12 protein-coding genes are annotated in these 12,871 nt (G+C 58.3%); 6 read left to right on the top strand and 6 right to left on the bottom strand.

The window, feature by feature from the left end; translation table 11 throughout:
* Window positions 1-298 precede the first annotated feature (298 nt).
* Window positions 299-2,128, top strand: coding sequence for a methyl-accepting chemotaxis protein (locus G6L01_RS09935; RefSeq protein WP_070166414.1), 1,830 nt, complete (start codon window positions 299-301; stop codon window positions 2,126-2,128).
* 55 nt (window positions 2,129-2,183) lie between these two features.
* Here the strand turns inward: G6L01_RS09935 and G6L01_RS09930 are convergent, their stop codons facing one another.
* Window positions 2,184-2,825 carry an alpha/beta hydrolase gene (locus tag G6L01_RS09930; RefSeq protein ID WP_070166413.1) on the bottom strand — a complete coding sequence of 214 codons (642 nt, stop codon included), beginning with the start codon at window positions 2,823-2,825 and terminating at the stop codon, window positions 2,184-2,186.
* A gap of 52 nt (window positions 2,826-2,877) precedes the next feature.
* On the opposite strand from G6L01_RS09930, the gene G6L01_RS09925 reads away from it, so the two are divergent.
* Together G6L01_RS09925 and G6L01_RS09920 are read left to right on the top strand one after the other, a co-directional pair.
* Window positions 2,878-3,501: a 3'-5' exonuclease gene (locus G6L01_RS09925; RefSeq protein ID WP_070166412.1), complete on the top strand. Its 624-nt coding sequence runs from the start codon at window positions 2,878-2,880 to the stop codon at window positions 3,499-3,501.
* Between the two features lie 83 nt (window positions 3,502-3,584).
* Window positions 3,585-4,073 (top strand): CreA family protein, encoded by a 489-nt coding sequence (locus G6L01_RS09920; protein ID WP_070166411.1) that lies wholly within the window; start codon window positions 3,585-3,587, stop codon window positions 4,071-4,073.
* A 535-nt stretch (window positions 4,074-4,608) separates the two neighbouring features.
* Here G6L01_RS09920 and G6L01_RS09915 read toward each other — a convergent pair.
* The 3 genes from G6L01_RS09915 to G6L01_RS09905 all read right to left on the bottom strand — a co-directional run bounded on the left by G6L01_RS09915 (window position 4,609) and on the right by G6L01_RS09905 (window position 7,720).
* A complete protein-coding gene (locus G6L01_RS09915) occupies window positions 4,609-4,956 on the bottom strand; it encodes a hypothetical protein (RefSeq protein ID WP_345799415.1) in 348 nt (115 codons plus the stop codon).
* Window positions 4,957-5,245: 289 nt separating this feature from the next.
* Window positions 5,246-5,710: a chemotaxis protein CheW gene (locus G6L01_RS09910; protein WP_015916481.1), complete on the bottom strand. Its 465-nt coding sequence runs from the start codon at window positions 5,708-5,710 to the stop codon at window positions 5,246-5,248.
* A 3-nt stretch (window positions 5,711-5,713) separates the two neighbouring features.
* Entirely contained in the window at window positions 5,714-7,720 is a 2,007-nt protein-coding gene (locus G6L01_RS09905; protein WP_070166409.1) for a methyl-accepting chemotaxis protein, read from the bottom strand.
* 504 nt (window positions 7,721-8,224) lie between these two features.
* Between G6L01_RS09905 and G6L01_RS09900 the strand changes: the two genes are divergently transcribed.
* Complete coding sequence (locus G6L01_RS09900; RefSeq protein ID WP_070166408.1) at window positions 8,225-8,824, top strand: SCO family protein; 600 nt, start codon at window positions 8,225-8,227, stop codon at window positions 8,822-8,824.
* A gap of 126 nt (window positions 8,825-8,950) precedes the next feature.
* Window positions 8,951-9,823, top strand: a complete 873-nt coding sequence (locus tag G6L01_RS09895) for a 50S ribosomal protein L11 methyltransferase (protein WP_070166407.1) — start codon at window positions 8,951-8,953, stop codon at window positions 9,821-9,823.
* Window positions 9,824-10,144: 321 nt separating this feature from the next.
* On the opposite strand, the gene G6L01_RS09890 is transcribed toward G6L01_RS09895, so the two are convergent.
* Complete coding sequence (locus G6L01_RS09890) at window positions 10,145-10,309, bottom strand: hypothetical protein (RefSeq protein WP_156584108.1); 165 nt, start codon at window positions 10,307-10,309, stop codon at window positions 10,145-10,147.
* A gap of 270 nt (window positions 10,310-10,579) precedes the next feature.
* Here G6L01_RS09890 and G6L01_RS09885 point away from each other — a divergent pair, with 270 nt between their 5' ends.
* Window positions 10,580-12,424: an aminopeptidase P family protein gene (locus G6L01_RS09885; RefSeq protein WP_071207372.1), complete on the top strand. Its 1,845-nt coding sequence runs from the start codon at window positions 10,580-10,582 to the stop codon at window positions 12,422-12,424.
* Window positions 12,425-12,499: 75 nt separating this feature from the next.
* Here G6L01_RS09885 and G6L01_RS09880 read toward each other — a convergent pair whose 3' ends face one another.
* Entirely contained in the window at window positions 12,500-12,700 is a 201-nt protein-coding gene (locus G6L01_RS09880; protein ID WP_041696788.1) for a hypothetical protein, read from the bottom strand.
* Window positions 12,701-12,871 lie beyond the last annotated feature (171 nt).

The following is a 12,871-nucleotide window of genomic DNA, read 5'->3' as shown; positions in this document are numbered from 1 at the left end:
CGACGGTCCCACGTTCCCTGCGGAACGGTGGTGAGGACGGTCATCAAATGGGTCGAGCGATTGGCGATCATGATGAGAAGTGTCCCGCACAACATGACACATGTCAAGATATGCTGCATCGCAGATATAAAAGGGCTGTTTTACCTTCGCTTTGCAATTTAAAAGACGTATTTATTAGTAATGTTTAAATAACTATCCTTGAAAACTCTACAGGACAATTTGGCGTTCGGATGTGATTGACAGGCCCGATTGCGCGCGCAGCAACGCCCTCGATTGGCTTGTGAAGGAGTATAATAGCATGGCACGATTGAGCCTTTCCCGCAGCCTTGCGCTTTTCGGAGCCAGCCTGTTTCTCGGGCTTTTATTGTCCAGTGGCATTATGTTTTATGCCTTGGTGACACTTAAAGTGAATGGGCCGGTCTATGAGCGGATTGTGTATGCCAAGGACATGATCGCCGATATCCTGCCGCCGCCGCTTTTCGTCATCGAGGCCTATGTGGCGGCAGTGGATGCGGGCGCCGAGCCGCAAAGGCTTCAGGCCAATGCCGAGGAGCTGGCGCGGCTGCGGGTAAGCTTTGACACGCGTATTGCGTTCTGGCACGGCGTGACGCTGCCTAAGGCACTGGACACTCTGCTGCGCAATGAGGTGGAACCCGCGAGCGCCATCTTTTGGCGGGAAGTGGAAACCGTTCTGCTCCCGGCCTTGAAAGCGGATCGCGCTGCCGATGCCGGGCAAAGCCTGGTCAAGCTGCGTACGCTCTTTCTGGCGCAAAAGGCCGCGGTAGAGAAGCTGGTGCAGGCCTCCAACGAATATTTGCAGACCGTGGAACGCGAGGCAGCGTTGAAATCCATGACCTGGCAGGTGCTTGCCGGCACGGCGACGGCGGTTTCCATCCTCGTTCTCTGTGTCGGTCTCTATGCTTTCCGCCGCTCCGCCATCGGGCCGATGCAGGACTTCCAGCGGTTCATGACAGTGCTTGCGGAGGGGAATTTCGATCTGACCGTGCCTTTCCTGAACCGGCATGACGAAGTCGGAAAAATGGCGAGAGCCGGTGCCGTGCTGCGCGAAGCCGCTATCGAGCGGCGGCGTATGCGCGAAGCCGAACGGATGCGCGCCGAAGCCGACCTGCAACAGGGGACGGAGCGATTGGCAGAGCAGGCTGTGCAGGCTAAGGCGCTCAAGCATGTCGTAGACGATCTCGGCGCGGCGTTGGAGCGGCTGGCGCAATTCGATCTGCGCATGACGCTCGATCATCCTTTTGCCGAGGATTTCGAACCGCTCCGGGTCAATCTCAACAAGTCTCTCGGACTGTTCCAGGCGACCGTCGCGGATATCCTGGGCAAGGTGGAATATGTGAAAGCTAACTCCGCTGATCTCTACAACCAGGTATCCTCGATTGCCGAGAGAACCGAAAGCCAGTCTGTGGCCCTGAAGCAAGCCGCTGCGGCGATCAGCCAGATCAGCGGCAATGTCGATGTCAATTCGTCGCGGAGTGCCGAAACGAAGGGCCAGACGATTGAGGTGCGTGGTGCCGTGGAGCGTTCGGCCACCGTGGTGCAGCAGGCGGTGGCGGCTATGTCCCGGATCGAGGATGCTTCCGGCAAGATTGCCTCAATCACCGGTGTTATCGATGAAATCGCCTTCCAGACCAATCTGCTGGCCTTGAATGCCGGCGTGGAAGCAGCCCGGGCGGGAGAAGCGGGCAAGGGCTTTGCCGTTGTGGCGCAAGAGGTCCGCGATCTGGCGCAGCGCTCTGCCAATGCCGCCAAGGAAATTGACGCCTTGATATCGACCTCCAGCGCCGAGGTTACGCAGGGTGTCGAACTGGTGCGGCGAACCGGGCAATCCTTAAGCGAAATCCAGAACCGGATCACGGGGATCGCCGTCGGCATTGAGGCGATCGCCGACAGCTCCGCATCACAATCCGCCAGCCTCAAGGACATGACCGACATGGTCCGGCAAATGGATCAGATGACCCATGAAAATGCAGATCTGGCCAATGCCTGTAGCGGCACAGCTCACACGATGAGCGACAGTGCCGAAGGGCTGAAAAAGCTCGTCGACCGCTTTCTTCTGGCTGACAGGCAAGGCGGCGTCACGACGGGACGGCGTGATCGGGCGGCATGATAGGCGTTCCGCTCGCTCGGTTGTACCATCCTTGTCTCTTGCGGGTCAGCTCTGATCAGGAACCGGACACGGTGCGTCTCGTCACCTGACATAGCCAGTCCTGCATCAAGACCAGATCCCGTTCCTGCGGGTCCCAGCCGTGGCCGCAGGGCAGAAGATGATAGGAGGTCGGTGCCCCGGCCGCCACGAGTTGCGACGCGAGGATTGCTCCGTCCTGCGGGGTGCGACGGCTGTCGGTTTCGCCTGATATGACCAGCACCGGACAGGTCACGGACCGAGGAAAGGGTGAAGCCGGAGCCGGTGATAAGCCCCGCAGCAGGATGGCGCCCTCGATCAAATCCGGAAAATCGCGAAGAACGGCTGCGGAGAGAATTGCGCCGTTCGAATATCCGATCAGGATCGGCTTTCGCTCAGTGAACCGTTGCGTCAGGCTTTCGAGCAGCAAGCTGATTTCGCTGGCGGAGCGTGCCAGGTCGGCCAGATCCAACGTTCTATCTGGCTTGCGCCGGAAAAATGCGTATTTGCCTTCCCAGATGATATTGCCGCGCACACGGACGATGGGCGAGCCGGGGCCGATGCGTGCCGGAATGTCTCCCCAGCATGTTTCATCCTGGCCGCTGCCATGCAGCATGACGATTGGGCTGCCGGTTTCATCCGGTCCGTCTATTTCGCAGTGGAATCCGGAGATTTTCGACATGCCCGTCCCTCCTCACATTGCTCGAATCGCTCTCGCACCATAAAGGGGATCGATGTCAACGCCATTGCAGCCCAAAATCATCGCAATCGATTTCGAGACCGCCAATGAAGAGCGGGCCAGCGCCTGTTCGGTCGGGCTGGCCTTTGTCGAGAACGGGCAGGTGGTGCGGGTGGAGGAGCGGTTGATCAGGCCAAAGACCATGCGGTTTTCCTCCTTCAACATCGCCATTCACGGGATCAGGCCCGATCATGTCGAGGATGCGGGCGAGTTTCCCGAAGTGATGGACGAATTTGCCGATGATTTCGCCGGTGCGATGGTGGTGGCGCATAATGCCGCCTTCGATCTGTCGGTATGGCGGGCAAGTTGTGATCTCTATCGCCAGCCCTATCCAAGCCTGTCTTATGTGTGCAGCGTCAAACTGGCGCAGAAGGTCTGGCCGCATCTGCCTTCCCACCGGCTGAATGTGCTGGCGGCACATCTGCAATTGTCCTTCCGGCATCACAATGCCGCTGAAGATGCGTCGGTTTGCGCGCAAGCGGTGATCGCGATGATGGAGCGCCGGGGCGCGCAGGATCTGGGCGAGCTTGCTGGCATGATGGGTCTTTCCATCGGGCGGCTGTTTCCGGGTGGCTATCAAGCCTGCTCGGTGCGCAAGCCAGCGCGGGTGTCTGCTTGACAGTTTTTGGCATGGCATTGCCGCGCATCTTGTAACGTGATGGCGAAAGCATATCTCTGACTGAGTATTTCTCGGAGGCTGTTATGTTCAAATCATCCAAGCTGCTGCTGGCTGCGGCTTTTGCCGGACTTCTTGGTACGCCTGCCATGGCCGATGTGGTCGGCAAGGTCGGTGTGGACTGGGTGGGCAACGATATCGTCGTTGAGGCCGTGGCCGATCCGCAGGTGAAAGGCATTACCTGCCATGTCACCTATTTCGACCGTTCGCTGATTGACAGGCTGCATAAGGGTAATTGGTTTGAGGACCCGTCCAACAATTCCATCGCCTGCCGTCAGACCGGCCCGATCGAGATTGGCGATATCAATCTGTCAAAAGGCGGCGAGGAAGTGTTTCGCCAGGGCCGGTCGCTGATCTGGAAGACGCTGGTCGTCAACCGGATCTATGACAAGGATAATGACACGCTGGTCTATCTCATCCATTCCCGGCAGGTGGTTGATGGCTCCGCCAAAATGGCGATTTCGACCGTACCGCTGTTCAATCAAAGCGTAACCTGGAAAAACGGCAAGCCCTGATTGTATGGCTTGCCCTTGATGAATGCCAAGGCAAATACCAAAAAAGGTCAGGATTCGTAGCGGATGAGCCGCCAATTCGGGCGTGTCGCGGCTTTATTGGTGCGCCCTTATGGTGCAGATTAGTCGCCAGCGGAGCGCTGGGGAGTTGCAGCGTCATGGGTCTGTTGTAACGCTTTTGTCTGCGGATCGTCTGTTCCTTAAGCCGTTACCGGCTTGAGAGCGTTTCCGATAACGTGACAGTTGTTACGAAGCTCGTGATCTACCGCTTGTCTGCCAAGGCCGTTGATCCTTCTCCTGGGATCACCAGTCTGGAGATGTTGAAAGTCGCCTCCATGCCACCGGGGTGGACTTCTGTATTCGAGGGTCTGTCCGGTTCAGATTGAGCCGGACAGACCCTCGATCGTTTTGTTCTCAGCTGTCTTTCTCAAGAAACAGGCCCGCTTTTCTTAAGCTGATCTCCTCGCTGTGCGCTCAACTTGGGCGGACAGGTTTTTCAGTCGGTATGGCGTCTCGGGACGTGCCAACCTTGTTTGACCTACTTGACGTAGACGACCTTGCCGCCATTGGCGGCGGTCTGCACCCAGATGACATTTTTCACCAAAATACCCCGGACCTTCATGGCCTCACGCAAAGCGGGGCTGCCATTGACTTCGGCCTGTGATGTCTCAATCCGCTGGCGTGAGGGGTAGCGTACCAGAAGCGGCAGGTCATTGCCGTGGCCGGGCGGATGCTGGGCGATAAACTCCACCGAGACGCCGTCATTATAGCGCTTGCCAAACAGGATGTCGGGGAGGGTAAGCTCGCCTGCCATTGCGGGAAATGTAAAGCCTATCGCCAGGCTTGCTGCGGTTAGAAGTGCCGAAATCTGTTTTTTCATCATCATTCTCCATCAGGCATGTCGCGCAAAAGTGTGCAGCGGTTTTGCTGTCACGATATGCCCTTCCAAACCATGTCGCGCAAAACTCCAAGGCCGTTTTGCGGCGGAGCCTCAGGTTTCTTGACTGCGACCATCGTGCCGACCTCTTAAGACATATAGAGAGCCGATAGCGGCAATTTCAGCCCCGTCACCATCACAATTTTAAAACACAACAAACCACCGGTTCGGTGCCATCACGTCCGAACCGGCGGTCTCTTGTTTCTTCGGCTGCTCAGCCAGGCTTACACTCCGCCGTTCAGGCGGCGTTGGCCAGCTCGTCGGCGATTACCGTGTCGAGGTTGAGGAAGCAGACCATGGATTTTTCCAGCGCCACGATGCCGCGGCAGAAGGCGCGCTGCATTTCCGGGATGATTTCCGGGGCGGGCTGCAAGTCTTCACCGCGAATGGTCATCATGTCCGAGACCTGTTCGACCAACAGGCCAACCAGCTTGCCGGCGATGTCGGTGACGATGATGGCTGAGCGCTCGGACGGTTCTGTCATGCTCATGCCCAGCCGGCAGGCCATGTCGATGACCGGGATGACGGCGCCGCGCAGGTTGATCAGGCCCAGGACGTATGGGGGGGTATGCGGCATCGGGGTGACGGGTGCCCAGCCGCGAATTTCACGGATAGCCATGATGTCGATACAGAATTCCTGATCGCCAAGATGGAAGGAGACGATTTCGAGGTAGGCGCCGGACTGCTTGATGGCATTGGACATGGTTTAGAACTCTTCCCAGTGGTCGGTTGATGGGGCGGCCGCCGTTGCACGGGCTGGCGCGGAGCCGCTGCCTTTGGTGAAAGCCCCCGCAACCTTGCTCATGAGCTGTTTTGCGGGAGACTGCGTCGGTGCTGAGGTCGGTCTTGCCGACTCAGGTCTGCTTGATGTCGGTCGCGCCGGGTGTGAGCCTGGCCGCGTCTCGCCTGCGCCGCCGATCTTGAATTGCCCAACGAGCTGTCCAAGATTGTCTGCATCGCTGGCAAGCGTATGACTTGCCGCATTGGTCTCTTCGACCATGGCGGCATTTTGCTGCGTGACCTGGTCCATCTGTCCAACGGCGGAATTGATTTCACTCAGGCCAACTGATTGTTCGCGCGCCGAGGTTACAATCGACTTAACGTGATCGTTAATTCGGAGAACATCTTCGCCTATTTTATGCAAAGCCTCGCCGGTGGCGGTCACAAGCTCGACCCCGGTGCGCACTTCGTCGTTGGATTTCGTCACCAGATCCTTGATGGTACGCGCGGCGTCGGCGGCGCGTCCGGCCAGGGCGCGCACTTCCTGGGCAACGACGGCAAAGCCCTTGCCGGCCTCGCCAGCGCGGGCGGCTTCGACGCCTGCGTTTAGGGCAAGGAGGTTGGTCTGGAAGGCGATCTCGTCAACGACGTTGATGATCTTGCCGATTTCGCCGGTGGCGCTTTCAATCCGCTCCATGGCGGCCATGGCGTCGGAGACGACGGCACCGGACTGTTCGGCATAGGTCTTGGCATTGTCAACCATGTGGCTGGCATCTTCGGCGCGCTGCGTGCTGGTGCGGACCGTTTCGGTAATCTCGGCCAGTGCAGCCGACGTTTCTTCCAGCGATGCGGCCTGCTGTTCGGTCCGGCGCGCCAAGTCGTCGGCGGCGGAGCGCATCTGATTGGCATTGGCCTGGATTGAGCTGGAATTGATGGAGATCTCGCCCATGACATTGCGCAGATGCGTGGTGACCAGGTTGAAATCGGTACGCAGGCGTTCGACTTCCTGCGGGAATGCTTCATCGACCGCTGCCTGTAAATCGCCCTCGGCCAATCGGTTCAGGCCTTTGCCTAGGGCATCGACGGCGGCTTTCATCCGGTCGCGCTCGGCAGCCGCGGCGGCTTCGCTCTCGCGCATCTCGGTTTCGCGGCTCTTTCGGCTGTCTTCAGCCTCGGCTTCCAGCGTGCGTTTGTCGATGACAGCCTGACGGAAAATATCAGCGGAACGCGCGATGTCGCCGATTTCATCGCCGCGGGTGAGACCGACAATCTCGCTGTCGTAATTGCCATCGATAATATCCTTGAGGCTGGTGCGGACATTGCGGATGCCGCTGACGACAGAACGGGCATGAATGATCTGCAATCCGAGAACCAGGAAAAATGCAATCAATCCGATGGTAATCTGCATGGTGATGGCGCTTCTGGAAGCCTCAGTTGCGGCAGTCACGCGGCTTTCGACCAGTTTTCCAGCGGCGGCTGAAAGATTGGCCAGGGTGTCGCTCAGCTTGCCACCAGCGCCGTCTATCACATCGTCGATCCGAGCATAGGCTTCGTCCGGCGCCTGGGTTTCCACCAGTTTCTTGAGTTCGACGGTGGTTTCCTGGCGGATCTTCTGTACGTCACTATCATAGCTTGCCACATTTGCCGACAGGCCGACATCGGCGGCAACCTGCTTGACGATGGCGGCCCCATTGGCGAGCGCGAGACCGCTCTTTTCGAAAATTTCCTGACGGTCCGGCTGTACCTTGCCTTCGTCACGGTCGATGATCGTGTCCATGGCCGCAAGAGTGATTTCGCCATTGGCGAGCCGAAGCTCGTTGACCGTTTCCAGCTTGTTCTTGAGTTCTATCGCCCGGTGCAACGAGTAATCCAGCTGGCTGCTTTTATAGTAGCCGACGGCCAGCATGGCCGCGATGGCGCAGATGGCAGCACCGCCCAAGGTCATCAGGCGCTGGCCGACGGAAAGGCTTCGGCCGGAAATTGCGTTGCTCATGAATATCCCCGCATGGCTCAGTTGACGTGACCGGGTCGGTCCTATGGAACATGCTGTGAGGAGTTTAGAAGGACTGCGCTCTTCCCACGGAAGGGCTGCTGTCATTGCTGAAACCGCCGCAACTTTCACGTCCAGCCCTTTGCGGGACAGCGATCTTTGCAGCAATCCTCCAAGGACATCATGTCCTGACGGCGTAAGGCCGACATGCAGGCTGACTGTCTCTCAAGACTATTAAGCTTCTACTAATACTATTCCCGATTGATAATTTATTTCTATCCTGCACCACGCAACACCTTTGGTTTGGTCATGTGCATAAGCCTGTAGGACGGTTGCGGGCGACGATATGTCTCGGGCCATGGCATTGGATTTTCCAGCTTTGCGGTTTGTTTGATTTGCCTTGCCTGTCCCTTGGCTTGTATGGAAGGACATGGGCGGACGGTATTTGCGGCGGTCAATCATGCCGTGCGCTTTGAAAATGCCGGGCTTTGAAAATTGAGTGAAGCGATGAAGAGACTGCGGATCGGGCTTTGGATATTGGTGGCGGCCTCGGCGGCGTTGCTGGGCTATCTCACGCTTGAAATTGGCCAATCGAGCCGCACGGTGGGCGAGGCGGCTTACGGCGTGCCCTTCCAGCTGGTGGACCAACGGGGGCAGGCGGTCAGCGAGCAGGTGCTGCGCGGCAAGCCGAGCGCGGTATTCTTCGGCTTCACCCATTGCCCCGAAGTCTGCCCGACCACCCTGTTCGAGCTGGATGGTTGGCTGAAACAGATCGATCCGCAGGGCGGCCATCTGAATGCCTATTTCGTTACCGTCGATCCCGAGCGCGATACGACCGAGATCCTCAATACCTATGTTTCGAATGTTTCCGACCGGATCACCGGCATTACCGGCGCGCCCGACAAGGTCATGGAGATGGTCAAGGGCTTCCGGGTCTACGCCAAGAAAGTGCCGGTGGATGAGGGCAATCCGAATGGCGATTACACCATGGACCACACGGCCTCGGTGTTTTTGCTGGATGCCGAGGGTCGGTTCAAAGGAACGATTGCCTATGGGGAGAACCCTGAAACCGCCGTCCAGAAGCTGCAAAAGCTGATGAAGGGTTGACCGCTCGCGGGTGGGGGCGGAGCGATGCCTGTCCTGCTTTGATGTTGCAACGGCGCGTCAGGCATTGTACCGGAAGCGGCAGAAAGGTGGGCGTTCAATCAGCCCGCCCCATAGGGAATATCGACCGTGAGCGAACTTCGTTTTTTCACCAGCACCACCGAAGTGCAGGCCAATCACATTCTCGACCTCTTAAGCTTTGAGTTCGGTGAAGAAGATTATGCGATTGCCACCACGGAGGTCGATGAAAAACGCGATATCTGGGAAACATCGATCTACCTGATGTTCGATGAGGAAGACGATATACTGGTGCGGGTGAAGACGGCGCTGGTCGCGGAATTTCCGGATCTGCCGGTCGAGCGTGAAGTGATCCCCGATATCGACTGGATCGCCAAATCGCTGGAAGGCCTGACGCCTGTCAGGGCAGGGCGGTTTCTGGTGCATGGGTCCCATGACCGCGACAAGGTCCGTCCTCATGATCTGGCCATCGAGATCGATGCCGGTCAGGCTTTCGGCACCGGCCACCATGGCACGACCGCTGGCTGCCTGGAGATGATCGATAGCGTGGTGCGGGCCCGCAAGCCCCGTAACGCGCTGGATCTGGGCACCGGCAGCGGCGTTCTGGCCATCGCTGTGCGCAAACTGGTGAATGTACCGGTGCTGGCCACCGATATCGATCCGATCGCAGTGCGGGTGGCCAAGGAAAACGGCACGCGCAACGGCGTTCCCAACGGCATCGAATGGCGCACCGCTCCGGGCTTCCATTCAACGGCTTTTGGTGAATTCGGGCCTTTCGACCTGATCATCGCCAATATTCTTGCTCGTCCCTTGATGAAGATGGCGCCGCAGCTTGTCACTCATCTGGCTCCGGGCGGTTCCGTCATCCTCTCCGGCATTCTGGCATCGCAACGCTGGAAAGTGATCGCCGCCTATAATGGTGCAGGGGTGAAGCATGTGCGCACCATCTGGCGCAATGGCTGGGTCACCATTCATCTGCAATAGGCCCACCTGTAATGGGTTTTCAGCTTGCGATGATTGTGTGCGGTGCAGCAGTGAATAGCGCGCATGGCTCTTGAGCGGGCCAATTGCCGTCAGACTTATGCCATCGGACTAGCGTTTTCAGAAATGTCGCTTTTCACAAAAAACAAAAAAGGCGGCACCGCCATGCCGCCTTTTTCTCGATCAGGTTTCCCTGATCAACCCGCGAACCCTGGGAGGAGAGGCTCAAGCGGGTCCCGTAGCCGGGACTGTGTTCGATAGGTGAAATGTCCGCTCGACACGCCACCATAGCGGCAGCGTCGCATGGGCAATTTCAGGATGATGTTAGATTGCAGCGCGAACCGAGCCGTTGCGGACAGTGCCAGTGCGGGTTTCACCAGCCAGAATGTCACGCGACAGGGAAGAGGCGCCGGTCAGGCCGATGCGGCCAATCTGACGGCCGAGCGGCATGGCGCGGGTCGGAGCAGAGGTGCGGATCGGGCTGGTCATCGGATGTCTCTTCGGTTTTGTTTAGCATGTTGCGTTGCGGTGCTTCTAATCGGTTTAGCTGATTTGCGACAGCGTTTTGCTGGCATGGGAGCCATGCGCTCAGCGCATCGATTATCATGCTGTCAGACTGTTTGTGGTCAAAAAACCGTCACAATCTGCCCCGGGCTGACGGGGCAAGGCGAAAAGCAGGGCAAATGTGATGGAAAGGGTGTCATTTCGGCGCCGCTGTTATAGGTTGGCAGCAGTTTTTGACAGTGTCGGACAGGTCTCATGTTCCAAAGTTTTGACGTTACCTCCACTCCTCAATTCGGTCGCGACCGTGTCGCGGCGCTGCGTGACCGGTTTTCGGGGCTGGGTATCGATGGTTTTCTGATCCCGCGGGCCGATGAATATCAGGGCGAATATGTGCCCGCTTCAGCCGAACGCCTGTCCTGGCTGACCGGCTTTACCGGCTCGGCGGGCGAAGTTCTGGTGACGCAGAGCCAGGCCGTGGTGTTTGTCGATGGCCGCTATGTCACGCAGGTGCGCCAGCAGGTGGATCTCGACGTGTTCACGCCGGGCGACCTGATTGACGAGCCTCCGGCCAAGTGGATTCCAGCCCATGCGCCGAAGGGTTTCCGGCTGGGCATCGATCCATGGATGCATACGGTGGCGCAGGTGTCGCGGCTGGAAAAGGCGCTGAACGAGATTGGCGGCACGCTGGTGTTGGTCGATGAAAATCCGCTCGATGCGGTCTGGACCGACCGTCCTGCCGAGCCGTTGGGCGCCGTGTCGATCCAGCCGATCTCGGCCTCCGGGGTCGAGGCGGGCGAGAAGATTGCCAAAATCGCCGATGGCCTTGCAGCAAAAGACGCAGCGGCGGTGGTGATCACCGATCCATCGTCGGTGGCCTGGATCTTTAATATTCGTGGCCAGGATGTGCCTCACACGCCGCATCCGCTGTCGCGCGCAATCATCCACGCCGATGGCAAGGCTGAACTGTTTCTGGACCGACGCAAGACGAATCTGGAGGTCGAGACCTATCTCGATGGTCTTGCCACCCGGCTTGATCCGCAGAATTTCGTGTCTCAATTGGCAATGCTGGCGCAGACCGGTGCCCGCATTCTGATGGACCCGGATCTCTCGCCAGCGGCATTGGCACGTCTGGTGGCCAGCCGGGGCGGTAAGGTCGTGGACGGTGGCGATCCGGCTAAGCTGGGGCGGGCGGTGAAAAACCTTGTTGAGTTGAACGGCTCTGCCGTCGCCCATGTGCAGGACGGCGTGGCCGTGGTCGAATTCCTGAGCTGGCTCGACCGGCAACCGGCGGGCAGCGCGACGGAAATCAGTGCGACGCGGGCGCTGGAAACCATCCGCGCCAAAGTGGGCGAGCGGATGCAGAACCCGCTGAAGGATGTGTCTTTCGATACAATTGCCGGCGCAGGTGAACATGCCGCCATCATGCATTACCGCGTGACGACGGAAAGCGACCGGCCAATCCGGGCAGGCGAAATGTTCCTGGTCGATTCAGGCGCCCAATATGTCAACGGCACCACGGATATTACCCGCACGCTTGCCGTCGGCGCGGTGCCGGATGATCAGAAGCGGTTCTTCACGCTGGTGTTGAAAGGTATGATCGCCATCAGCACGGCGCGCTTTCCGAAGGGTACGCGCGGCTGCGATCTCGATCCGCTGGCGCGTATCAATCTGTGGAAGGCCGGGGCGGATTTCGCCCATGGCACCGGCCACGGCGTCGGCTCGTTTCTGTCCGTGCATGAGGGACCGCAGCGTATTTCCCGGCTCTCCACCCAGGAATTGCTGCCAGGCATGATTCTGTCCAATGAGCCTGGCTACTACCGGCCCGGTCATTTCGGCATCAGGATCGAAAACCTCGTCTATGTGCGCGATCTGGAGCCGGTGGACGGCGGCGACCTTGATATGATGAGCTTCGAGACGCTGACCTTCGCGCCCATTGACCGCTATCTGATCGTTGAGGACATGCTGACCCGTGAGGAACTGCGCTGGCTGGACGATTATCATGCCCGCACGCGAGAGCAGCTTTTGCCGCTGGTAGAGGGAGACGATGCTCGAAGCTGGCTGATCCGGGCGACCGAGCCATTGGCGCGGTCGGCTATTTAAAAAAGCGAGGATGCATAGGCATCTTCGCTTTGGGCATGTTCGTTTAGAAAAACGACAGAGGAGGAAGCAGGGTGATTAGCGCCCTCTTTCCTCGCTTTCGCGGATGGCCTCATCCAGTGCCACTTCCAGCAGATAGCTCAACATCTCGCAGCGGGCGGCGTCTGACGCCTTGATCAGCTTTTGCAGGTCCTCGGCAATCTGATGGATGGAATGGGCGTTCGCTGCCGGTTCCTTGCCGCCAGCAATCAGTTCCAGTCGATGACGTTGATGACCCATTTAAAAACCCCTCTCAATGCATTCCGCCTTTTTGCCGCATGGCGCCATCAATCAAATTGCCCTCACGTGGTTACGAGACGAATCGGCAAGGCAAACGGTCGCGACGACAGAGTTCTACCATAGGTTATTTATATTAAATATGGCTGAATAAGAGATACTAACTGTAAAACA

It is taken from the genome of Agrobacterium vitis (assembly GCF_013337045.2).
Classification (GTDB): Bacteria; Pseudomonadota; Alphaproteobacteria; order Rhizobiales; family Rhizobiaceae; genus Allorhizobium; species Allorhizobium vitis_B.
Note: the sequence above shows the minus strand (reverse complement) of the source record. Positions and strands in the feature narration are given on the sequence as shown.

Excerpts from the sequence above, each read along its gene's own strand:
- G6L01_RS09935 (WP_070166414.1), top strand. The coding sequence starts at position 299 with ATGGCACGATTGAGCCTTTCCCGCAGCCTTGCGCTTTTCGGAGCCAGC.
- G6L01_RS09930 (WP_070166413.1), bottom strand. The coding sequence starts at position 2,825 with ATGTCGAAAATCTCCGGATTCCACTGCGAAATAGACGGACCGGATGAA.
- G6L01_RS09925 (WP_070166412.1), top strand. The coding sequence starts at position 2,878 with ATGTCAACGCCATTGCAGCCCAAAATCATCGCAATCGATTTCGAGACC.
- G6L01_RS09920 (WP_070166411.1), top strand. The coding sequence starts at position 3,585 with ATGTTCAAATCATCCAAGCTGCTGCTGGCTGCGGCTTTTGCCGGACTT.
- G6L01_RS09915 (WP_345799415.1), bottom strand. The coding sequence starts at position 4,956 with ATGATGATGAAAAAACAGATTTCGGCACTTCTAACCGCAGCAAGCCTG.
- G6L01_RS09910 (WP_015916481.1), bottom strand. The coding sequence starts at position 5,710 with ATGTCCAATGCCATCAAGCAGTCCGGCGCCTACCTCGAAATCGTCTCC.
- G6L01_RS09905 (WP_070166409.1), bottom strand. The coding sequence starts at position 7,720 with ATGAGCAACGCAATTTCCGGCCGAAGCCTTTCCGTCGGCCAGCGCCTG.
- G6L01_RS09900 (WP_070166408.1), top strand. The coding sequence starts at position 8,225 with ATGAAGAGACTGCGGATCGGGCTTTGGATATTGGTGGCGGCCTCGGCG.
- G6L01_RS09890 (WP_156584108.1), bottom strand. The coding sequence starts at position 10,309 with ATGACCAGCCCGATCCGCACCTCTGCTCCGACCCGCGCCATGCCGCTC.
- G6L01_RS09885 (WP_071207372.1), top strand. The coding sequence starts at position 10,580 with ATGTTCCAAAGTTTTGACGTTACCTCCACTCCTCAATTCGGTCGCGAC.
- G6L01_RS09880 (WP_041696788.1), bottom strand. The coding sequence starts at position 12,700 with ATGGGTCATCAACGTCATCGACTGGAACTGATTGCTGGCGGCAAGGAA.